Below are 20,868 nucleotides of genomic sequence, written 5' to 3'. Positions count from 1 at the left end.
GAGTTTCCGGCCCGTACGCTGAACCGCTGGGGTGTGACTATGGACGCATTGTTGTTCAGTTTCGACAACAGTTGCCAGCCATTGTGCACCGTACAGGGCACTCGTGAGATGATCAGCAGTTGTGACCAATCCACATTCTCAGGCCGAGCCGAACTCTCCCATTCCCGCAGATGTTGCTGTGCCCGGCAGCCCGTCGGGAAGGAGCCCGCGCAAGGGTCCTCGCCGCGCGACTGCGCCTGCCGGAGCACCCGCGAAATCCGCTACTGCCGCCCCGGCTCTCCTGCTCATCGGCACCGATGGCATGATCGTCCCCGGCCCGGGCGTTGAGATCGAAGACGTTGATTCTGGTTCTGGTACTGAGACCAACGACGCCGGACACTCACCAGCCGCGTCGAGCCCGCCTTCCGCCGCGGTCGAGGTTGACGATAATGACGCCTCCGCGGAGGAATCACTCATCGAAGATTCCCTTGTTTCTCCTGTTTCTGCCGAGGGCAATGAAGTCGAGGACAAAGAAGCTGCGACCGTTGCCGAAGCAGGCGTTGAGAAGTCCGAGGACCAGTCCGCAACTGAGGAGTCCCCCAGCGACGTTCTCGAAGTAGAACCCGCTGAGGAGTCCGAAGAGTCCGAAGAATCGGTGCCGCCGGCCTCAACACCGGTTGAACCCGACTCCCAAGACAGCGAAGAATCCCCTGCAGTAACCGATGCTGCAACAACAGACGATGACGCGCCAACACAGGCAACAGAATCGGCCGACGACATTGAGCCCAGCGACGTTCCTGAAATAGAACCCGCTGACGCATCTGACACCGCATTGGCAGCCGAGACGTCCAAGGAGTCGGACGAGTCGGCACCTATGTCGCGCCGCGAACGGCGACTGGCGGAGCAGAAGCCGGATGCGCAGCCGGCCACAGCTGCTCTCGCCACACAAGCCGCTCCCGTACTTGCGGCCACGGCCGTGAACGCAGCCGAATCCCCCAAATTGGCGACCTCTGATTCGACCTCTAAATCCACCCCTGACGCCAAGCCGTCGGCAAAGAAGCGAAGCCGGCTTCTGGCCTTCTTGAAGGCCTCCCTCTTCATGGTCGTCATAGTGGCCATCGTCGTTGGCATGGGAACGGTTCTGGCGGGCAAAAACGACGCCGCCTTGGCGCAGTCGCAGACCGAACTGAACCGCCAAGCAGCTTGGGACAAGACAAACTCCCTGATGGGCCAAGCTTCGACCTTGGCCAGCTCAACCGCTACCCCAAAGGTTGCGGAGATTCTGAATCAGACTGCAACATTCTTGGCAGCCCAATCGGCCGCGCTGGGTGATGGGCTGCCGCCAAACACTTCAACGGCTACGGCTGCAGCTACCGAAGCACCGGTGTCCTTGGACGGTTTCATCGTTGCGCTGAACTCAAGCGGCGGTGAACTCCTGGAGAGTGCTTTGTCGGCAGAGCAGGCTATGGGCCGGGTCTTTGCGGCAGCCGGAACCAGTCAGCTTGTGCTGGCACAAAGCCTGAGTTCGGCAGCTGGCAGCACGCCGCCCTCCTCGAATTTCCTGCCCGCACGAGTTACTTTCGCCGCTCCAGAGGGTCCCGAGTGCAAGTCGGCCCTGGATCCACGCCCCGGCGCCACCATCGATTCCGCATTGCGGGCCGCGGCCTTGGGTGAACAGAAGGCCATTTACGCATACCAGGTGGCCACCACACACCTGACGGAGCCTCAATTTAGCAAGTCAAAAGCACTCCTTGCCCGCCACGAGGACAAACTCAAGGTCCTCAACGAGGAACTTCGTGTGCGGTGCCTCCCACTGGCTGCCCCTGTCGCCGGATTCACCCTCGATGACCAGTTCACCACCGCACCCGCGACTGCTCTTTCCGGGCTGGAATCGGATCTGGCCCGCATCTATGCGGATCTGGCAGCACTGAGCACGGCCCCTTCCGGCGAAACAGCAGGCACGGCGACGCCCAAGGCACCTGCCGACGGCAAGACGCCGTCGAACATCACCGAGCTTCGTGAAATCTCCGTCGCCTGGCTGCTTGACTCAACCCAATCCCAGGTCTTCTGGGGCGGGTCGGTAGGCGCTCTCGCAGGCATGCCAGACGCCTGATTCGTACGTCCTGGCGTGAGGATAGCCAAGCCTTCGCGAGGACATCCTTTCCTTGCTAGCGCTGGAAACTAGCTGGTGGTTTGCTTTATCTATGAAGCGAGCAGACCAGCTAACACCTCCCCGAGAGCTCACGAAAACAGGGGAAATCGCCCAGCGCCTGAACTGGTTGCGGGCAGGCGTCTTGGGCGCCAATGACGGAATTGTTTCCGTCGCGGCCGTGGCCGTCGGCGTTGCCGGTGCCACGACAGAATCCGGCCCCATCCTCACAGCTGGAATGGCCGCACTTGTTGGCGGCGCCATCTCCATGGCCCTGGGCGAGTACGTTTCCGTCAGCAGCCAACGGGATAGCCAAAACTCCATGATCGCCGCCAAACGGACGGAACTGAGACGTTCCCCAAGGGAGAACCTCGCAGGCCTTGCGCGCGCTTATGAACAGAAGGGCCTCTCCCCCGCCACAGCGGCGCTCGTAGCCGATGAGCTCACCGAGCACGACGCCCTCGGCGCCCACCTCTCCGCCGAACTCAATCTGGACGTCCATGATGTGGTCAGCCCGTGGCACGCCGCCTTTGCTTCCGCCATCGCCTTCATTCTCGGCGCCATCCTGCCGCTGCTGGCCATCTTGCTGCCGCCCGAAAGCATCCGCGTGCCCATCACTTTTATCACCGTGCTCCTGGCACTGGGCATCACAGGCTGGATCGGCGCCATGATCGGCGGCGGTTCTCGCATCCGGGCCGCCGCGCGTGTGGTGCTCGGCGGCGCGTTGGCCCTCGCCGCAACGTTCGCCATCGGCAGTTTGCTGGGCTCCAGCGGACTGGTCGGCTAGAGCCTTTCCAGTACGACGGCGACGGGCCCACCCGGGTGCCACCGGCTAAGCTCGAGGATGTGTCCATGAGAGTCGAAATTCCTGAACCGTTGCGGTTGCGCCACCGACAAACCCCCGAGGGTCGGACGTGGCTGGACCAGTTGCCAACCCTGATCGCCCAAGCCCTGAAGCAATGGGACCTGCGTGTTGATCTGCCGGCTGGCACCATGCCCTGGCATGGGCACACGGGCATTGTGGTTCCGGTCCTCACCACAGCCGGAGTACCGGCCGCTTTGAAGGTTGCTTTCCCTTTTGACGAGGCACTTCTGGAACCCGTTGCCCTGCAACTGTGGGACGGCCGCGGAATCGTTCGGATGATGGAGGGTGATGAATCGATCGGGGCAACCCTCATGGAGCGGCTCGATGCCGGCCGATCCCTCATGCAACTCCCCATGGAGGAAGCGATTTCCCTATGGGGCGGACTTGTCCGGGCCCTGAGCATTCGTCCCGACGACCGCCAACAATGGCAACAGCTCCCCCACATCGCGGCTACGGCTGAACGCTATTGCGACGAACTGCCACAGCGTTGGAGCGATCTCTCCGAACCATTTCCCCGCTGGCTCCTTGAGGCCGCTCTAGAACTCTGCCAAACCCGGGGAGCCGTTTCCCGCCGCAGCAGTAACGACGTTCTGGTCCACACAGACCTCCACTACCTGAACATCCTGGCGAAGCCCGGTTCCAACGCTTATGTAGCGATCGACCCGCAGGCCCAGATTGGCGACGGCGAATTCGCCGTCGCACCCTGCCTCTGGAATCGGCTTGGGGATCTGCCGCAGCGAAACGTGGAAGCTGCGCTCCGCCGTCGTTCCTCACAACTGGCGCAAGCCGCGGGCCTCGACGAAGACCTGGCCGCCGCCTGGAGCGTTGTCCGTGAGGTCGAAAACGCGTTGTGGTACTTGGAGAATTCGGGACATAGCGGTGACGCCCAGCGGTCGTTGTGGGTGGCCAGCACGATGGCGGGGAAGACGCTACCGGGTTTACCGAGTGCGCATGAGCTCAGCGTGCTGTCCTAACGGCTGAGAATATTTTCGTTGACCACGTCGATGCCAAGCTTGACGATCAGGACGGCGACGACAACAAGGAATACGATCCGGATGAACTTGCTGCCCTGCTTCACAGCTGTGCGCGCGCCCAGGTAGCCACCGGCCATGTTGGCACCGCCAAGGACCAGGCCAACTCCCCACAGCAATGAACCGTGCGGCAGGAAGAACATGAGTGCGCCGGCGTTCGTCGCCAGGTTGACGATTTTTGCCTTGGCACTGGCTTCCAGAAACGCGTAGCCCATGAGGGTCACCATAGCGATGACCAGAAAAGAACCGGTTCCAGGACCTATCAGGCCATCATAAAAGCCGATAATTCCGCCAATGCAAGCGGCAACCACATAGTGTTTGCTGCCCGAATGACGCAGCGCCGTAAGCTCGCCAATATTCGGTTTAAGCGCCGTAAACAACAACACCACAACAAGGGCAACGACGATGATCGGCTTGAAAACCGAGCCGGGCAGGCTAGCTGCGACGACCGCACCACCCACGCTACCGATCAACGCCACACCCGCCATGGGCAGGGCCGTGCGCATGTCAGGTTTCACGCGCCGGTAGTAAGTCACCGAGCTCGTAGCAGTACCAAAGATGGAGCCCATCTTATTGGTGGCCAAGGCCTGTACGGGCGTAATGCCCGGGATCATCAACATCACGGGCAACTGAATCAGCCCGCCACCGCCCACCACAGCATCGATCCAGCCGGCAGCAAAACCAGCCACGATGATCAACAAGAGCGTGGCCATGGTGAGGTGTTCAAACCCGGAAATCATTGCGTCCCCTTCTGCGGACGTCGAAGGACCCGGCGCACACGAGAGCCAGCAGCCCCGGAGCGGGGATGGATTTCCACGCACGGGCACCAGCCGAGGAACGAGGTTGGTGAACGTGCGAGAAATCTTACTGCCCGCGAGGGGCAGCTGGCGGAAGTGCGCGCCGGGTCCGGCGGCTGGTTACTGCTGGTCGAGGATGTACTTAACGGCCTCGTCGACGGCGATGTTTTCGGCAACGCCGGTGGCGCGGTTCTTGATTTCCACGACGCCGTCAACCAGTCCGCGACCTACGGCCAGGATGGTGGGGACACCGATGAGTTCAGCGTCGCCGAACTTCACGCCGGGGGAAACCTTGGGGCGGTCATCGTAAATGACCTCCAGGCCGGCGGCTTCAAGATCTGCCGTGAGCTGTTCTGCTGCGGCGAAGATTTCCTCGCCACGGCCAACGGCAACCACATGAACATCCGCCGGTGCAACCTTGGCAGGCCAGATTAGGCCCTTGTCGTCATGGTTGGATTCAGCCAGAGCAGCGACTGCGCGGGTGACGCCGATGCCGTAGGAACCCATGGTCACGACGGCGAGCTTGCCGTTCTGGTCCAAAACCTTCAGGTCTAGGGACTCGGCGTACTTACGGCCCAGTGCGAAAATGTGGCCCATTTCGATGCCGCGGGCGGCCTCGAGGGGTCCGGAACCGTCGGGAGCCGGATCGCCTTCGCGAACCTGGGCAGCTTCAACCGTGCCGTCCCAGGTGAAGTCACGCCCGGCCACGAGGCCAAAGACGTGCTTACCTTCTTCGTTGGCTCCGGTGATCCACGTGGTTCCGGAGACAACGCGCGGATCGACAAGGTACAGGAGCTTCGTGGAAGCTTCGGCGCCGAGTACGGCTGCGTCGAGGGTCAGGCCTGGCCCGATGTAACCCTTGATAAGTCCTGCATGCTTCTTCAGGTCGGCTTCGCCGGCTGCTTCAACACCAACTTCTCCACCGATGGACAGGTGGGCACCGATGTTAGCTTCGATGCGCTTGAGGTCTACATCGCGGTCGCCGGGCAGGCCCACAATCACGATCTGACGCTCGCCCGTGGGCAGGTCAACGGCGAGAACAACGTTCTTCAAGGTGTCCGCTGCGGTCCATTCGCCTTCGGCGCGGGGTGCCACGGCATTGGCGGCAGCGACGAGGGAGTCGATGGTGGGCGTTTCGGGCGTGTCCAAAACCTGTGCGGCCGGGGCGTTGCTGAAGTCGATCTCTTCCGGGACAACCGTGGTCACAGCTTCAACGTTGGCTGCATAACCTCCGGGTGAACGCACAAAGGTATCTTCACCAACGGTCATGGGGTGAAGGAACTCTTCGCTCTTGGAACCACCCATGGCGCCAGCAGTTGCGGCGACCGGGATGATTTCCAGGCCAAGGCGTTCAAAGATACGCAAGTAGGCACCGCGGTGAGCCAAGTAGCTGGCGTCCAGTCCGGCGTCGTCAATGTCAAAGGAGTAGGAATCCTTCATGACGAACTCGCGGCCACGCAGTAGTCCTGCGCGAGGACGGGCCTCGTCGCGGTACTTGTTCTGGATTTGGTAAAGGCTCAGCGGCAGGTCCTTGTACGAGGAGTACAGGTCCTTGACGAGAAGCGTGAACATTTCCTCGTGTGTGGGAGCCAGCAGGTAGTCGGCACCCTTGCGGTCCTGCAGGCGGAAGAGGTTGTCGCCGTATTCCTGCCAGCGATTCGTTGCCTCGTACGGTTCGCGGGGCAACAGCGCGGGGAAGTGCACTTCCTGGGCACCGATGGCGTCCATCTCTTCACGCACAATGGCTTCAACCTTGCGCAGCACGCGCAGTCCCAGCGGCAGCCAGGTGTAGATGCCGGGAGCCGCGCGGCGGATGTAGCCGGCGCGCAGGAGTAGCCGGTGGCTATCTACCTCGGCGTCGGCGGGATCTTCACGCAAGGTACGTAGAAAGAGTTTGGAAAGGCGAAGTGCCACGCGAAATGTTCCATTTCTTGAAGTATGTGTGCGCCGCCCTCGATCAGGACGGACAGGTACTAATCTACCGGTTCAGTCCGTACCCTGGCACACGGGCCCCTAGGTCAAGGGAAAGTCAAGGGAAATGGGGAGAAAAAAACTCCGCGGATGAATACCGCGATCGGCTGCACTCGCCGCTTACGTTGGCTGAATTAGGCCCACGCGCCCGAGGGGGCCCCAAGTACAGGCGCGCCAGCGGCTGCACCCACCGCTTACCTTGGGCCCCAGATCTCAAAGACCCCGGTAATTGGGCCCACGCGCCCGAGGGGCCCCAAGTACAGGCGCGCCAGCGGCTGCACTTGGGGAGGGTGTGGGGACTAGCCCGCCTTGTTCTCCAGCGCCACGAGCACTCCAGCTATTGCGAAGTACTTGTTGCTGCCGAGCTCGCGGATGGTCTTGATGCCTAGGAGTTCCTTGAGGGAATCGGCCTTGGCATCGGTGATTCCTGCCAGTGCTGCCGGTGAAGCGTCGAGAATTTCCTTGAGGGACTTATCCTCAAATTCCTTGTCCAGTGCCTTTGCCAAATTAACCGAAACTGCCATGACTGTGAGTCCTTTCAGTGTTCCCTTGTTCCACTTGTGCGTGGAAGGTGCATCTAGGCGGTGCACCATTGCCAAGCTACGCGCTCTGGCTGCACGTCTTCAAGGACTAACCAGTTATTTCCCTATGAGTCATGCACAGTCAGTGTGGAGGGTGGACACTCCCCTGCCCCGGCGATAGTTTGTATTGACACGACCATTTACCGGCAGCCTTGGAGCCCAGATGTCACATCGCGCAGCGTTGCCTGCCCCCGAACCTCCCTTTGCTCCAGTTCCGGCCGATCCCTCTGGAATGACAGGCCCGGTCAGCGTCAATGTTGAGGGCTTACGCGTACATCGCGGGCAGTCCACCGTGCTGGCGAATATCACATGTAGCATCCCCGCTGGTCGTATTACCGGCCTGCTCGGCCCTTCCGGCAGCGGTAAAACCACGTTCATGCGCGCCTTGGTCGGTGTCCAAAAGATTACGGCCGGCACGGTCACCGTCCTAGGCCGGCCCGCCGGCGATCCTTTGAACAGGAACGACGTCGGATACGTCACCCAGGCGGCAAGCGTGTACCGGGACCTGAGCGTCATCGACAACGTACGTTACTTCGGCGCCGTTCACGGATGCAGCCGGGACGAGGCACAGGCAGTGCTGGCCGCCGTCGGACTTTCTGAGCTGGCCAAGCGGAGAGCGGGCAGTTTGTCCGGCGGGCAATTTAGCCGGGTATCCCTGGCATGTGCGCTGGTGGGTAAGCCGAAGTTATTGGTCTTGGACGAACCAACTGTCGGTCTGGATCCTGTGCTGCGCGCAGACCTGTGGCAACAATTTGCCGCCATGGCCTCCGAGGGAACCACGCTGATCATTTCCAGCCATGTCATGGAAGAGGCCGGGCATTGCGATTCGCTCTTGCTTTTGCGCGATGGCTTGCTGCTGTCGCAGCTCACACCTGCCCAACTGAGGGAGAACGGACGCACTGACGATCTGGAACTCGCCTTTCTGCACCTGATTCAAGAATCCATCGCGTCGCAGGAAAGGTCGGCATCATGAATCTGAGAATGATGTGGGCAACATGCGCCCGAGTGTTGCGCCAGCTCAAGGGAGATCCACGCAGCATCGGCATGATCCTGGTGGTTCCTGCCATCTTGTTGGCGCTGGTCTACTGGCTCTACCAAAACGAGACGCTACTGCCGGGAATGCCGCGCACCTTTGACCGGGTGGGGCTGATGATGCTGGGGATTTTCCCGTTCGTGGTGATGTTTCTCGTCACCTCGATCACCATGCTGCGGGAACGAACTTCTGGCACGCTGGAGCGACTCTTGACCACGCCGATCCATAAGGCCGATCTGCTCTTCGGCTATGCCCTCGCGTTTTCCATCATGGCGGCGCTGCAAGCGCTCGTCGCCACGGGGACAGCTTATTGGGTCTTTGGGCTGAAGATTGATGGGAATGCTGGTTGGGTGGTGTTGATTTCTGTCCTCACGGCCGTTCTGGGCGTCGCTCTTGGCCTGCTGTGCTCAGCCTTTGCCACCACGGAATTTCAGGCTGTCCAGTTCATGCCCGTTGTGGTCATTCCGCAGATCCTGCTCTGTGGGCTATTTGTGGCCAGGGAACAGATGAACGGGGTCCTTGAGGCCATCTCCAACGTGCTGCCGTTGAGCTACGCAGTGCACGGCCTGCAGGAAGTTGCCGCCCACGCAGAACCCACCGACGCCCTCACCGTTGATTTGCTGGTGATCGCAGGCTTCGTGGTGGTGGTCCTGCTCCTTGCCTCGCTGACCCTCCGACGGCGGACCGCTTGAGGATGGGTAGCTCTGCCCATCGCCTTCCAACGTCCCCTCGTCCTAAAGTTGAGGTGCAATGTCACGGCAATAACAGGAGATTCAATGAGCACCGGCTTTCAAGGCGCCGACCCGGAGGATCTGAGAAGGTTTGCTCTGGATCTCGAGCATGCTCACGACATCTTGCTGACGGTCAAGAATGAACTTAACACCCGGATAACGTCCCAGTTGCGCTGGGAAGGACCGGACGCCTTCGTTTTCAAGCACGCATGGCGCTCTTCCTACGCCCCTGTAATTGTCCGGGCAGCGACCATGCTCGAAGATACTGCGCACACGCTCAAGGCACAGGCCGCAGCTCAGGAAACTACCAGCAGCAGCTAGAGATCTATCAGGGTCTGCTCGCACCAGGCGAGCCAGGAAAGTTCGAACGCAATGCCTGCCCGCAACACTGCCAGCTGCAATTCATCTGCCGCGGAGCGTGCCGTACCAGGCGGGAAATCCTTGAGCTCAATGAGCCGGTAGCGCTGCAATGTCTCTGTGTGCAAATGCTGATGCCGCCGCAGTTCGTCGGTGACATCCACGGTTCCAAGGACTGCTGCCGCACGCATCCGCACCAACAGCTCGTCCCGCATGGGTCGCGGATCGCCTTGCCCGCCACACCACCGTTGAAGCTCGGCACGTCCCGGATCGAGGACCTCAAAATAGCGTTGCTGCCCGCGGCTCGATGGCAGTCCGAGCGCCGCCACCAGCCCGGCCTGCTCCATCTTTCCAAGCTCCCGGTAAATCTGTTGGTGCGTCGCCTGCCAAAAATACCCCAGCGACTTATCGAAACGCCGCGCCAATTCAGCCCCCGTGCACGGCCGTTCCAGAAGCGAGGTCAATATTGCGTGTGGTAGCGACATCTAGATTCGTGCCGCCAATCGCGTGCCCTGATCAATGGCCCGCTTAGCATCCAACTCTGCCGCCACATCCGCTCCCCCGATCAGATGTACGACGGCGCCCCCTGCTTCCAGCCCCGCCAACAGTTCGCGCCGGGGGTCCTGGCCGGTGCAGAGGATGACGGTGTCCACGGCGAGCACCGTGTCGGTACCGTTGACGCGCAGGTGCAGTCCGGCGTCGTCAATCTTTTGGTATTCAACCCCGGGCACCATCTGGACCCCTTTGGCCTTCAGCTCGGTGCGGTGGATCCACCCTGTGGTTTTACCCAGTCCTGCGCCAACCTTGGTGGCCTTGCGCTGGAATAGGCCAACCCGGCGATCGGGGCGGGGCGGGGCGGGCGTGGTGATGCCGCCGGCATTCGCGTACTCGGGATCAATGCCCCACTCACGGTAAAACTTTTCCGGAACGAGAGTTGCGCTGGTGCCGTGTGCGGTGATGTATTCGGCCACGTCGAAGCCGATCCCACCAGCGCCGAGGATGGCCACGTTGGTACCCACAGGCTTCTTGTCCCGCAAAACATCGAGGTAGCTCAGCACGCTGGGGTGGTCGACGCCGTCGAACTCTGGAGTGCGTGGCGTGACGCCGGTGGCGAGGACTATCTGGTCAAAGTCTTCCGCGAGGAGGCTTTCCACACTGGCCCTGGTGTTGAGACGCAGTTCGATGCCGCGCAGCTGCACTTGGCGGGTGAAGTACCTGATGGTTTCGTGAAATTCCTCCTTCCCGGGAATCTGCTTGGCAATGTTGAACTGCCCGCCAACCTCGGCAGCAGCATCAATAAGTGTGACGTGGTGGCCCCGTTCGGCTGCTGTCACGGCGAAGGCCAAACCGGCCGGGCCGGCACCTACCACCGCGAGTTTCTTGGGATCCGGTGTTGGCTCGATGACAAGTTCAGTTTCGTGGCAGGCCCGGGGGTTGACCAGGCAGGAGGAGGTCTTACCCGCAAATGTGTGGTCTAGGCAGGCTTGATTACAGCCGATGCAGCTGTTGATTTCATCGCTTCGGCCCTCCTTGGCCTTGCGCATAAAGAATGGATCGGCAAGAAATGGGCGGGCCATTGAGACCATGTCGGCTGTGCCGTCAGCGAGGATTTGCTCCGCCACGTTCGGCGTGTTGATGCGGTTCGTGGTGATCAGCGGGATGCCTACAGAGCCCATGAGCTTTTTGGTTACCCATGCAAATCCGGCCCGTGGCACCGAGGTGGCGATGGTGGGAATGCGGGCCTCGTGCCAGCCGATACCGGTATTGATGATCGTGGCCCCAACCCTTTCCACGGCTTGGGCCAGCTGGATCACTTCCGACAGGGTGGAGCCGTCCTCAACTAGGTCCAGCATGGACAGCCGGTAAATGATGATGAAGTTCTCGCCGACCCGTTCTCGGACGCGGCGGACAATCTCTACGGGGAAGCGCATCCGATTCTCGTAGGATCCGCCCCATTCATCGCTGCGGTGGTTGGTCCGTCGGGCCACGAATTCATTGATCAGGTAGCCTTCGGAACCCATAATTTCGACGCCGTCGTACCCTGCAGACTGAGCCAACTGCGCAGCGTGGGCGAAGTCTTCAATGGTCTGCTCAATCTCGTCGACGCTGAGCGGGTGTGGTGTGAGCGGGCTAATGGGCGCCTGAACCGCGCTCGGGGCCACGAGCTGCCCATGTGAGGCGTAGCGGCCAAAGTGCAACAGTTGGAGGGCGATCTTGGCACCTTCGGCATGCACCGCATCCGTGACAACTTTGTGCTGTTGGGCTTCTTCGGCGGTGCTTAGCTTGGCACCACCCTTCATGGGCCGTCCGGCGTCGTTGGGCGAGATTCCTCCGGTGACCATCAGACCGACGCCGCCACGCGCCCGTTCGGCGTAAAAGGTGGCCATGCGCTCAAAGCCGCCCGGCTGTTCCTCCAGGCCAACGTGCATGGAGCCCATCAGGACCCGGTTGGGCAATGTAGTAAAGCCGAGGTCGAGGGGGGCGAACAGGTGGGGAAACTGGCCAGCGTTCATTCATGCACTCCTTTGCGCAACAAGTTGCATAATCGTAGCGCAGAAATGGTGACGTGGGCTACATCTTTGTGTGGCTTGCGGCGGTTCGGGGGCAGTTCGGCAGGGATATCCGCTCGCCGGGCACTCCCCTGCCTCACCGAACTGTCGACCCGTCAGATAATGCCGCTATGGCCCGCCAAAACGGCATTATCTGACGGGTCAACGCAGAAACACCGGCGGCCGGACTGTGGGAGCAGCGGGAGGGGCTGTGTTCTAGAACAGGACGGTGGCGAACGTGCCGACCTGTTCGAAACCCACGTGGTCGTAGAGCGCCCGCGCCCGGGTGTTGTAATCGTTGACGTACAGGCTCGTGACTGGCGCATGGGCTCGGGACAGAAGGACGACGGCCGCCATATAACCAGCGCTCAAGCCTTGGCTTCGGTAACGAGGATTCATCCAGACGCCCTGCACCTGCGTTGCATACCGAGTGACGGCGCCCAGATCCGCCTTGAAGATGACTTCGCCACGGGGCTCGTTGTGGCTGAAGGAATAGCCATGATTGATCAGCCAGGCAACGCGGCGGCGGTAATTCCCTTCGCCGCCCAGAAATGGCGAATAGCCAACTTCCTCCTCAAACATGGCGGCAGCAGCGACGAGGATCTCGCCGAACTGGTCCGTCTCGCTGACGCCAAGGGAAGGATTTGCTTCGATCAGAGGCTGGCCGGAAATGGTCAACAGCGGTTGATTAGCACGTATTTCCTGAGCCTGGATGCCTGCCTTATGCAGCACATCCATCAAGGCCAAGGTAGCTTCGGCCGGCCCAAAAATGGAGGCATGAGGTCGCCAGTGGGCAACGATCCATTGCCCAAAATAGGTGGCATGATCCGCGTCCGCCTCAATGGGAACCACGTTGGAACCGACCCAACACGCGGCCGCCAGCGTCACGCCGTCGTCCTCAAAAAAACCCAACATGATGGACCCTGGAAACGCTGGCACGGCGCTGTTGTTTTCACTGACAAGAGAGTCGACAAAGACGTTCGCCACGCGATCGCGCGCGATCAAGGCCCGGAGCGCGTCCGTGTCCTGGTGGACAAGAACGCGCACCGGTTCGTGGTGCGTTCCCTTAGGAAACGCTAACCACGGGGCCACCCTGGACAGTCGTGTCATCCGCGTCGGACTCCATCTGTTCGGCGAGTTTCATTGCTTCTTCAATGAGTGTCTCAACAATTTGATCCTCGGGAACGGTCTTAATGACTTCTCCCTTCACGAAGATCTGGCCCTTGCCATTGCCGGAAGCCACACCCAGATCAGCCTCGCGGGCCTCACCGGGACCGTTGACAACGCAACCCATGACGGCAACACGCAACGGCACTTCCATGCCTTCAAGACCGGCAGTTACTTCTTCGGCCAGCTTGTACACATCCACCTGGGCGCGGCCACAGGAGGGGCAGGAAACAATTTCCAACTTGCGCGGGCGCAGGTTCAGGGACTGCAGAATCTGGTTGCCGACCTTGATTTCCTCAACCGGCGGTGCGGAGAGGGAAACACGGATGGTGTCACCAATCCCCTTGGAGAGAAGTGCACCAAACGCCACGGCGGACTTGATGGTGCCCTGGAATGCGGGGCCGGCCTCGGTGACGCCGAGGTGCAGGGGCCAATCGCCCTGCTCGGCGAGCATCTCATAGGCGGCAACCATGATGACGGGGTCATTGTGCTTGACGGAGATCTTGAAATCGTGGAAGCCGTGTTCCTCAAACAAGGACGCTTCCCAGATGGCTGATTCCACCAATGCCTCAGGTGTTGCCTTGCCGTACTTTTTCATGATGCCAGGCTCCAACGAACCGGCGTTGACACCGATACGGATAGAGGTGCCATGATCCTTGGCGGCCCGAGCAATTTCCTTGACCTGGTCATCAAACTTACGGATGTTTCCCGGGTTCACACGCACAGCAGCACAGCCAGCTTCGATGGCAGCAAAAACATACTTGGGCTGAAAATGAATGTCTGCGATGACAGGAATCTGCGACTTGCGGGCAATGATAGGCAACGCATCGGCGTCATCTTGTGCCGGGCAGGCCACTCGCACAATGTCGCAACCAGACGCTGTCAGCTCCGCAATCTGCTGCAGCGTGGCATTGATGTCGGTGGTTTTGGTGGTGGTCATGGACTGCACGCTGATGGGCGAGTCCGAACCAACGCCAACCGGGCCGACCTTGATCTGCCGGGTTTTGCGCCGAGGGGTGAGAACGGGTGGTGGCAATGGCGGCATGCCTAGACTGACCGAGGTCAAAATGTGCTCCTTGAAGTTCATCTATCAAATATTGCGGCAGTTGCACCGGCTTGTGGCACGACTAAGGAATCTCGCAGTATCTACCCTTGATTGTAGGCTCGATCCCGCGCCTACGAGGACAAATGAGGTCTAGGCCACGTAGCGGCTGAGTTGGCCGATGACCGGGTTCCAGCCCGAAATCTTCAGGCCTGTAACCCCGCCGCCGACGGTCATGGGATCTTGGGCTACGAGTTCCTGAATCGCGGCCTCGTCATCGCCCCGGAAAATCAGCAATGCGCCCGCTCCGTCGGCATACGGGCCAGAGGCTAGCAAGATTTCAGACTCGGCCAATGCGGCGAGCCATTCGCGGTGCTGGGGACGGTGTTCGTTTCGTGCTGCTTCAGCTTCCGGACCATAAACGTATTCAACGGCAAAAATAGACATGGGCTTAGCCTATAGGCAGCAGGGTTTTTGTGAGGACCGCAACACTGGCAGACCACAACATTGAGGCCAGTGTGCCAATAATAAACCGCTCGCTAGCCGCCGGTGTGTCCTTCAATTCCGGATACCGACCGAGACCCTTGATGGCCACTACGTAGGCAATCGCGACAGGCTGTCCCGCCAAAATAGCCACGGCGACCGCTGCGCGTTCAAGGAAACCAATGAGCAGGCCCCCGCGCAGGACTTCCACTTTGGGCTGCTGCACCGGCGTCTCAGACGAGGCATTTTCGGGTTCGTTTTCCAAGGGAATGTCGTCGCTTGGAATATCGTCACTTGGAACGTCCGACGCCGGCTCCCCCGCTGCGTCGATACTTACCGCAGCTTCCGCTCCCGGCTCGGGATCCTGGACGAGCCCTGAGCTCTCGCCCAATTCCGCTGCATCCACAGCCCGGACGGTTTTGGACTTGGCAAATTTGAGGATGCCGGCCGTCACCGGCCAGCCGCCAACCACTGCCACGACAAGTGCCGTGGCGATCCAAATTACATCCATGGAACCTCCTTGCCCCAACAATTCTGCGCCGCAGCTGCCGGGATAGCTGTGATGTTCACACTAACGGCCGGGGGTGACATTCGGCGGCAGCAGTTCTTTGAATGCTTTGAAAGCCGTGCAAGACACGATCAAACGCTAGTGGTTCCCTCGACGTGTCCCAGCTCTACCTGTTCCAATAGGAGCGACGCAGCCCTGCGACCATTGATTTCTTCCAGGCGCCCGGAACGCACGATCGCCTTACTGACGGCCTGCGGAGTGATTCCCAAGTGGACGGCGACGACTTTTTGCGTGGCATTCGGCGACGCATTGAGCGCATCAAGAACGCGCCATTCGGCCTCGGATCGCCGCCGGACCACGTCCCCGAAGAGGACAAGAACCGCCTCCGCGGCGTTCGCCCATTCCGAAGCTGTCGCGGTCCTTACAGTAACCGGTACACGCTCCCCGGTCTTCTTCGCGGCATCGACCGCCTCACGCGCGGCAATGAAGGCATCTCCCGCCCCTTCACGGGAACTTGATGGAAGGGGAAGTTCAACCGATCCAATTCCAATGCCGATGTACCAATCACGTTCTCGCAACACTCTTGCTACCGCATCAACAACGGCGATTGGGTCGTCTATGACGCCCTGGACTTCATCGCCCACGGACCGTTCGAAGCGCACAACAGTCTCGACACCTGCCAGAACCGTCAACAGATGAGGAACCTTGTCACCGTGGGTACGACTACCCCGTTGGTCGATTGTCAGCACAAACATATAACAACCATATTCCACTGATCTTGAGTAATCAACTATTTTTGGATGACAATCTTCAACGTGGGGTATGGCTAGGTTCCGCACCCCGCCGCACTTGAATCGCTGAGGACCGTCAAACTTTCAGGGTTAACAAAACGGTCGATGCACCTTCACTTGTGATGAAGGTACACCGACCGTTTTTGTCAGCTCAGTAATTCCGAATGCGGATTACGCTAATTATTTAGCTACACCGTTGTTGATCTTGAGCTCACGGTTCGAAGGGATGTCCGCCCAGCCACCGAGTCCAAGATTGCCGTAGGAGCGGTCAACAGTAGCCGATGCGCCTTCAATATTTAGGCGAACGGTCGGGCCGAGGGTACCGCCACGCACGAAGTTGTCCGAGGTTCCGATGGTGTCGATGAACGACTGCACCAGACCGTTAGGCATCACGTAGTGCGAGTATGCCTGGAACTGTCCCGGGTGCTGGTTGTAGTCCGGAGCAAACGGCGTACCGGCAGCAAAGTTCAGGTTGGTGGGGCTACCCAGGGCCAAGCCCGAACCGCGGTTCAACGGCTGGTAGTCGCTGCGGATGCCGTCACCAACAAAGCCGTACACACCTTCCGGGCCGTCGATGCCAGCAGCGAAGGTTGAGCGGTGGCTAATGGTGAAAAGGTAGTATTTCCCGTCCTTCATGTAGATCTGCGGACGCTCGGTCTGGTCGGTGACACAATTTGCCGACAAGATCGGTGGCAGGAACTCCCACTTGGTCAGCTCCTTGTTAGTTGCACGGGCCAGACCCACGTTACCGATCTGGTACGTTGCACCGGATGCGTTGACCTCGGCGACGGTTTCGCCGTTGGTCTCGCCCTCGCGGTAGCCGAGGTCTTCGGCGGTGCACTGGGCTTGGTCACGCTTTTGAGCGGTGTTGCCTTCGAAGACCATGTAGGTCTCGCCCGGGTGGGCCGGGTCCTCAAAAGTGAACGGGTCACGGAAGTTGAAGAACTGGTTCTGCTCAGCGTTCTGGTAGAGCTTGCCGTCGGCCTGCAGCAGGTCAGTGACCTTGTCGAAACCGGTGAACTTCACGCCATTCTTATTGGCATGTACGTGCCCTACACTCAGTGCGATACGCGGGTCATAGGCCTTGATGTCATTGCCAGCGGCGTCGCGGTAGAACGCAACGTCGGTGAAGAACAGCTTGATTTCACCGTTTTTGGTGACGCGTGCCGAACCGGACCACTGGGTCTGGTGGCTGTAGGACTGATCCTCAAAGATCTTGCCGGTGACGCCTTCATCGAAGACCTGACCGCCGTAGGTCCAGCCGCCGTTTTCGGGACGCTCATCGGCAGGAACACCTGCGGGACGGTAGAAGTAGCCGATGCGCGCATACTGGTGACGCTCATCGAAGCCCAACGAGCGATCGGCAACCAGCGAGAAGATGATCTCTTGCCCATTGACGCTGTACTGGTTAGCGGCTTCGTCGACCAGTGGCCAGGTATCCCAGACCCAGACCTCTTCGTTACTCATGTCGGGGAAGTCCTGAGAAACCGTCGGCATGGTGTACTCCTCGGGCATGGAGTTCTCCCGCGAGCCGGCCGTCGGATCGGACATGGCCTTCATCTGCTTGGCGTCGGCGCGAGTCCACCGTGCAGTGAAGTCATCGAGGGGGCTGTACGCCTCTTGCGTGTGTTCGGTTGGTGCCGGGTAGCCCGGAACAACGTCCGTTGTGGCTAGTGCTGGTCCAGCGACCAGGGTGGCACTGAGTGCCCCCAAGCCGAGTATGGCGACCAGCCGGCTGCTCATGGTGCGTGTCTTTTTCACGATCGTTTACCTTTGGTTCGATTAGGAATCTGACAGTTACTCAAACAGGTTGCACGTTCTCTCCACAGGCAAAACTAAGCAGATTCACAGGTTAAGTCAAGGTTTGCAAAACGATTTGGAACATAAATCACATTGCTACCAAAACGTTTTGGAATCTTTGTCACATTTGTTGGCAAAACGTTTTGATTGTCAGTTACCGTGGTTTCTGGTCACTCGAAGTGATGCACGTTCTCTCCCCACATTTTTGCGACGAAGCAGAAGCTCTGCCGTCCACTGGTGGAGTTTCTGCACTCATCCCCCGAAAGATCAATGCCTCCGAAAGACCTATGCCGATTTCACGACGCCGCTTCCCGTTATCCTTCTTCGCTATAGCCATGATCTGTGCCGTGACTCTGGTGCTGGTTCTCGGTGCGATCACAACCCTGGTGCTCATGCGGCCCTCGGAAGATACGCCCCGCCCCGCGAACCAGTCCCCCACCACGGACACCAAGGAATTTGAGCGGCCGCACGATTGGTCGCAATATCGTCCTGCGACGCACTTGACACCGGCCCAAAACTGGATGAACGATCCACAGCGTCCATTTTTCCTCAATGGCCTATGGCACTTTTACTACCTCTACAACGCCGATTACCCGGAGGGAAACGGCACATCTTGGTATCACGTCACCTCGACCGACCTAGTGCATTGGAAAGACGAGGGCGTTGCCATCGAGAAGTACACCAACGGTCTTGGCGACATCTGGACCGGAAGCGCGGTGGTTGACACCCAGAACACCGCAGGATTTGGCAAGGATGCCGTAATTTCGTTGGTCACCCAGCAAGTTGATGGAGTGCAACGCCAGTCCTTGTTCTATTCAACAGACGGCGGCTACTCGTTCAGGTCCTACGAAGGAAACCCGGTCATGGACAACCCCGGAGCAGAAGCCTGGCGTGATCCGAAGATCGTCTGGGACAAAGAACGCTCTCAGTGGCTCATGCTGTTGGCCGAGGGTAACAAGGTTGGGTTTTATACCTCCCCAAATTTGAAGACTTGGACCTATCAGTCGGGATTTGAGCGTAGTGGCCTTGGGGTCATTGAATGCCCCGACTTGTTCGAGATGGCCGTGGATGGCGACCCGGAGCGCACAACCTGGGTGCTGGGAATCAGCGCCAACGGTGAGAGCACCGGCCGTACCACCGGCTACACCTACTGGACCGGCTCATGGGACGGGAAGAACTTTGTCCCGGAGCAAGATGACCCCCGCTGGCTCGATGCCGGATCTGATTTCTACGCGGCCGTAACCTGGGACGACCCGAACGCAGAAAATCCGCTCGCACAGCGCTATGCGATTGGCTGGATGAACAACTGGGCGTATGCCGGAGCACTGCCAAAAGAAGACTGGTCCGGCGGCAGCATGTCCACCGTACGCCAGCTGACGTTGCGCACTGTTGATGGGCACCCTCAGCTGAACTCGAAACCCATCGACGCCGTCGCTGAGCTCGAAGGTGGGGCCGAACAGGCAGATGCACAGCAGCTTCAGCCGAACGACTCCGTCAGCTTGCCACAGCCGACCACGGCTGCCTATCGATTGCGCCTGACCCTGGCACCGGATGCGGAGCATCCGGCCAAGGAAGCACGCGTGAAGTTGGAAGATACCGATGGATCGTTCGTCACGATCAGTTACAACTTCCACGACCAGACGTTGTCCTTGGCCCGCGATTCCGACACGATCGCCGCCGGGATGCCAGAAGCCTACCGCCAGATCCGTAGCGAAAAGGTTCCTCTACGTGATGGCGAGCTCAGCCTTGATGTTGTTGTTGATACGGCCTCGGTAGAGATCTTCGCCCAAGACGGCGAGGCATCACTGAGTTCGGTATCCGTCCTGTTGCCGGGACAACATCAGCTCAGTGTCGAATCGCTTGGTGGCGATACCCAGCTACGGTCGGCCACCCTCAATCCGCTGGCCGTGGCCGCCCCAACCCGCTAGGAATTATTGGCTGGAGGGAGGCGCAACTGAATCGCGCTGAATCAGGGTACAACGAAGCTGCTTCTGAATGGCGTCTGTTTGTCCCCCACCAGCGTGCCTAAAGAGCTGGGACACCGCCCAGCGCCCCATTTCATAGTGGGGCAACGCAATGGTGGTCAACATGGGCACTAGGGCACGCGAAATCAGTTGAAGATCGTCTACACCAACAATCGAAACATCATGCGGGATGGACAATCCAAGTTCCCGGGCCGCTTGGTAAACGCCCATGGCCGCCTCATCGTTAAAGCAGAAGATGGCTGTGGGGCGGTGGGGCCGATCCAACAGGAGGCGAGCGGCAGCACGCCCACCGGCCGCGTCGCCACTGGTCGCCACGATCAGCGATTCATCAACAGTGATTCCCGCTTCCTTCAGCCCCTGACGATAGCCGCGCTCGCGACCCCAGGCCGCTGGCACGGCTTCGGGAACAGTAGTGAAACCAATCCGGTGGTGTCCAAAGCTTGTCAGGTGTCGGGTCGCATCCAGACCGATCCCCACCTCATCCGGGACGATCGAGGAGAAACGCGGGTCGGACGTTGAAGCGTTGGCCAACACCACCGAGACATCGTCCAGCTCCGGCGGCACAATGACCTCCTGGTGGTACATGCGCGCATAGACCACCCCATCAACCCGATGATTCTTCAGGGTCCGAATGCCCATCTGTTCCTGCTCGGTGATGGCATGTGAGTCAAGAACCATGAGGACACTCTGGTGTTCACCGGCGGCATCCTGCGCGCCACTAATCATGAGACCGGCATAGGGAGTCACCGCAATGGTGTCGCTGAGCAGCCCAATCGTGTAGGTGCGTGCGCTTCGCAGACCTCGTGCTCTCGGGTCTGGAGAATAACCCAAACGCTCGGCGGCATCCAATACTCGCGCCCGGGTGTCATCATTAATCGGGCGAGCCCCGCTCAGCGCATGGGACACGGTCGTGGGCGAAACTCCGGCCGCCGCCGCAACGTCACGAATGCCCACGCGGGCGGCTGCCCCGACCTTATTGTCCATGCTTCATTATATTCAGCTGCGGTGCGCATTCATGGCATCGCCACCGCACGTGGACCTCTCCCGGT

19 protein-coding genes are annotated in these 20,868 nt (G+C 59.9%); 7 read left to right on the top strand and 12 right to left on the bottom strand.

Annotated features, from left to right (window positions below; genetic code table 11):
- Positions 1-121 precede the first annotated feature (121 nt).
- The 3 genes from ACP7B9_RS11330 to ACP7B9_RS11320 all read left to right on the top strand — a co-directional run bounded on the left by ACP7B9_RS11330 (position 122) and on the right by ACP7B9_RS11320 (position 3,967).
- Positions 122-2,092, top strand: a complete 1,971-nt coding sequence (locus tag ACP7B9_RS11330) for a DUF4439 domain-containing protein (protein ID WP_425863408.1) — start codon at positions 122-124, stop codon at positions 2,090-2,092.
- Positions 2,093-2,183: 91 nt separating this feature from the next.
- Complete coding sequence (locus tag ACP7B9_RS11325; RefSeq protein ID WP_425863407.1) at positions 2,184-2,915, top strand: VIT1/CCC1 transporter family protein; 732 nt, start codon at positions 2,184-2,186, stop codon at positions 2,913-2,915.
- Positions 2,916-2,980: 65 nt separating this feature from the next.
- Positions 2,981-3,967 (top strand): aminoglycoside phosphotransferase family protein, encoded by a 987-nt coding sequence (locus ACP7B9_RS11320; RefSeq protein ID WP_425863405.1) that lies wholly within the window; start codon positions 2,981-2,983, stop codon positions 3,965-3,967.
- On the opposite strand, the gene ACP7B9_RS11315 is transcribed toward ACP7B9_RS11320, so the two are convergent.
- The 3 genes from ACP7B9_RS11315 to ACP7B9_RS11305 all read right to left on the bottom strand — a co-directional run bounded on the left by ACP7B9_RS11315 (position 3,964) and on the right by ACP7B9_RS11305 (position 7,316).
- The gene (locus tag ACP7B9_RS11315; RefSeq protein ID WP_425863404.1) at positions 3,964-4,764 is read right to left on the bottom strand and encodes a sulfite exporter TauE/SafE family protein; all 801 of its coding nucleotides are present in this window, start codon (positions 4,762-4,764) and stop codon (positions 3,964-3,966) included. The two genes, ACP7B9_RS11320 and ACP7B9_RS11315, sit on opposite strands and share 4 nt — an antisense overlap.
- 177 nt (positions 4,765-4,941) lie before the next feature.
- Positions 4,942-6,735, bottom strand: a complete 1,794-nt coding sequence (locus ACP7B9_RS11310; RefSeq protein ID WP_425863402.1) for a proline--tRNA ligase — start codon at positions 6,733-6,735, stop codon at positions 4,942-4,944.
- Positions 6,736-7,091: 356 nt separating this feature from the next.
- Positions 7,092-7,316, bottom strand: a complete 225-nt coding sequence (locus ACP7B9_RS11305) for a hypothetical protein (RefSeq protein WP_425863400.1) — start codon at positions 7,314-7,316, stop codon at positions 7,092-7,094.
- Between the two features lie 220 nt (positions 7,317-7,536).
- Between ACP7B9_RS11305 and ACP7B9_RS11300 the strand changes: the two genes are divergently transcribed.
- The 3 genes from ACP7B9_RS11300 to ACP7B9_RS11290 all read left to right on the top strand — a co-directional run bounded on the left by ACP7B9_RS11300 (position 7,537) and on the right by ACP7B9_RS11290 (position 9,458).
- Positions 7,537-8,346: an ABC transporter ATP-binding protein gene (locus tag ACP7B9_RS11300; protein ID WP_425863398.1), complete on the top strand. Its 810-nt coding sequence runs from the start codon at positions 7,537-7,539 to the stop codon at positions 8,344-8,346.
- Complete coding sequence (locus ACP7B9_RS11295; protein ID WP_425863396.1) at positions 8,343-9,098, top strand: ABC transporter permease; 756 nt, start codon at positions 8,343-8,345, stop codon at positions 9,096-9,098. The genes ACP7B9_RS11300 and ACP7B9_RS11295 overlap by 4 nt, the downstream gene beginning before the upstream one ends.
- Before the next feature lie 84 nt (positions 9,099-9,182).
- A complete protein-coding gene (locus tag ACP7B9_RS11290; protein ID WP_425863394.1) occupies positions 9,183-9,458 on the top strand; it encodes a hypothetical protein in 276 nt (91 codons plus the stop codon).
- Here the strand turns inward: ACP7B9_RS11290 and ACP7B9_RS11285 are convergent.
- The 8 genes from ACP7B9_RS11285 to ACP7B9_RS11250 form a co-directional block, all read right to left on the bottom strand.
- Positions 9,455-9,979, bottom strand: a complete 525-nt coding sequence (locus ACP7B9_RS11285; RefSeq protein WP_425863392.1) for a PadR family transcriptional regulator — start codon at positions 9,977-9,979, stop codon at positions 9,455-9,457. The genes ACP7B9_RS11290 and ACP7B9_RS11285 overlap by 4 nt on opposite strands.
- Positions 9,980-12,007 (bottom strand): FAD-dependent oxidoreductase, encoded by a 2,028-nt coding sequence (locus ACP7B9_RS11280; protein ID WP_425863390.1) that lies wholly within the window; start codon positions 12,005-12,007, stop codon positions 9,980-9,982. It abuts the gene before it with no gap.
- A 252-nt stretch (positions 12,008-12,259) separates the two neighbouring features.
- Positions 12,260-13,153 carry a GNAT family N-acetyltransferase gene (locus ACP7B9_RS11275; RefSeq protein ID WP_425863388.1) on the bottom strand — a complete coding sequence of 298 codons (894 nt, stop codon included), beginning with the start codon at positions 13,151-13,153 and terminating at the stop codon, positions 12,260-12,262.
- Positions 13,110-14,276, bottom strand: a complete 1,167-nt coding sequence (gene ispG / locus ACP7B9_RS11270; RefSeq protein WP_425863578.1) for a flavodoxin-dependent (E)-4-hydroxy-3-methylbut-2-enyl-diphosphate synthase — start codon at positions 14,274-14,276, stop codon at positions 13,110-13,112. Before ispG ends, ACP7B9_RS11275 begins: the two co-directional genes overlap by 44 nt.
- Positions 14,277-14,405: 129 nt before the next feature.
- Positions 14,406-14,699, bottom strand: a complete 294-nt coding sequence (locus ACP7B9_RS11265; protein ID WP_425863387.1) for a YciI family protein — start codon at positions 14,697-14,699, stop codon at positions 14,406-14,408.
- Between the two features lie 4 nt (positions 14,700-14,703).
- Positions 14,704-15,246: a hypothetical protein gene (locus ACP7B9_RS11260; protein ID WP_425863385.1), complete on the bottom strand. Its 543-nt coding sequence runs from the start codon at positions 15,244-15,246 to the stop codon at positions 14,704-14,706.
- Positions 15,247-15,374: 128 nt separating this feature from the next.
- A complete protein-coding gene (locus tag ACP7B9_RS11255) occupies positions 15,375-15,998 on the bottom strand; it encodes a MarR family transcriptional regulator (protein ID WP_425863383.1) in 624 nt (207 codons plus the stop codon).
- 216 nt (positions 15,999-16,214) lie between these two features.
- Positions 16,215-17,795: a glycoside hydrolase family 68 protein gene (locus ACP7B9_RS11250; RefSeq protein ID WP_425863382.1), complete on the bottom strand. Its 1,581-nt coding sequence runs from the start codon at positions 17,793-17,795 to the stop codon at positions 16,215-16,217.
- A 326-nt stretch (positions 17,796-18,121) separates the two neighbouring features.
- Between ACP7B9_RS11250 and ACP7B9_RS11245 the strand changes: the two genes are divergently transcribed.
- Positions 18,122-19,762: a GH32 C-terminal domain-containing protein gene (locus ACP7B9_RS11245; protein WP_425863380.1), complete on the top strand. Its 1,641-nt coding sequence runs from the start codon at positions 18,122-18,124 to the stop codon at positions 19,760-19,762.
- Between the two features lie 3 nt (positions 19,763-19,765).
- Here ACP7B9_RS11245 and ACP7B9_RS11240 read toward each other — a convergent pair whose 3' ends face one another.
- Positions 19,766-20,803: a LacI family DNA-binding transcriptional regulator gene (locus ACP7B9_RS11240; protein ID WP_425863378.1), complete on the bottom strand. Its 1,038-nt coding sequence runs from the start codon at positions 20,801-20,803 to the stop codon at positions 19,766-19,768.
- Positions 20,804-20,868: the final 65 nt, after the last annotated feature.

The sequence above is a fragment of the Arthrobacter sp. TWP1-1 genome, assembly GCF_049897845.1.
In the GTDB taxonomy this organism is placed as follows: Bacteria; Actinomycetota; Actinomycetes; order Actinomycetales; family Micrococcaceae; genus Specibacter.
This window is presented reverse-complemented; position numbering and strand designations above follow the sequence as displayed.

Bases quoted from the DNA above. Each gene is read 5' to 3' on its own strand.
- ACP7B9_RS11300 (WP_425863398.1), top strand. From the start codon at position 7,537: ATGTCACATCGCGCAGCGTTGCCTGCCCCCGAACCTCCCTTTGCTCCA.
- ACP7B9_RS11295 (WP_425863396.1), top strand. From the start codon at position 8,343: ATGAATCTGAGAATGATGTGGGCAACATGCGCCCGAGTGTTGCGCCAG.
- ACP7B9_RS11275 (WP_425863388.1), bottom strand. From the start codon at position 13,153: ATGACACGACTGTCCAGGGTGGCCCCGTGGTTAGCGTTTCCTAAGGGA.
- ACP7B9_RS11305 (WP_425863400.1), bottom strand. From the start codon at position 7,316: ATGGCAGTTTCGGTTAATTTGGCAAAGGCACTGGACAAGGAATTTGAG.
- ACP7B9_RS11245 (WP_425863380.1), top strand. From the start codon at position 18,122: ATGCCGATTTCACGACGCCGCTTCCCGTTATCCTTCTTCGCTATAGCC.
- ACP7B9_RS11325 (WP_425863407.1), top strand. From the start codon at position 2,184: ATGAAGCGAGCAGACCAGCTAACACCTCCCCGAGAGCTCACGAAAACA.
- ACP7B9_RS11255 (WP_425863383.1), bottom strand. From the start codon at position 15,998: ATGTTTGTGCTGACAATCGACCAACGGGGTAGTCGTACCCACGGTGAC.
- ACP7B9_RS11260 (WP_425863385.1), bottom strand. From the start codon at position 15,246: ATGGATGTAATTTGGATCGCCACGGCACTTGTCGTGGCAGTGGTTGGC.
- ACP7B9_RS11265 (WP_425863387.1), bottom strand. From the start codon at position 14,699: ATGTCTATTTTTGCCGTTGAATACGTTTATGGTCCGGAAGCTGAAGCA.
- ACP7B9_RS11320 (WP_425863405.1), top strand. From the start codon at position 2,981: ATGAGAGTCGAAATTCCTGAACCGTTGCGGTTGCGCCACCGACAAACC.
- ACP7B9_RS11240 (WP_425863378.1), bottom strand. From the start codon at position 20,803: ATGGACAATAAGGTCGGGGCAGCCGCCCGCGTGGGCATTCGTGACGTT.
- ACP7B9_RS11315 (WP_425863404.1), bottom strand. From the start codon at position 4,764: ATGATTTCCGGGTTTGAACACCTCACCATGGCCACGCTCTTGTTGATC.
- ACP7B9_RS11290 (WP_425863394.1), top strand. From the start codon at position 9,183: ATGAGCACCGGCTTTCAAGGCGCCGACCCGGAGGATCTGAGAAGGTTT.
- ACP7B9_RS11280 (WP_425863390.1), bottom strand. From the start codon at position 12,007: ATGAACGCTGGCCAGTTTCCCCACCTGTTCGCCCCCCTCGACCTCGGC.
- ACP7B9_RS11285 (WP_425863392.1), bottom strand. From the start codon at position 9,979: ATGTCGCTACCACACGCAATATTGACCTCGCTTCTGGAACGGCCGTGC.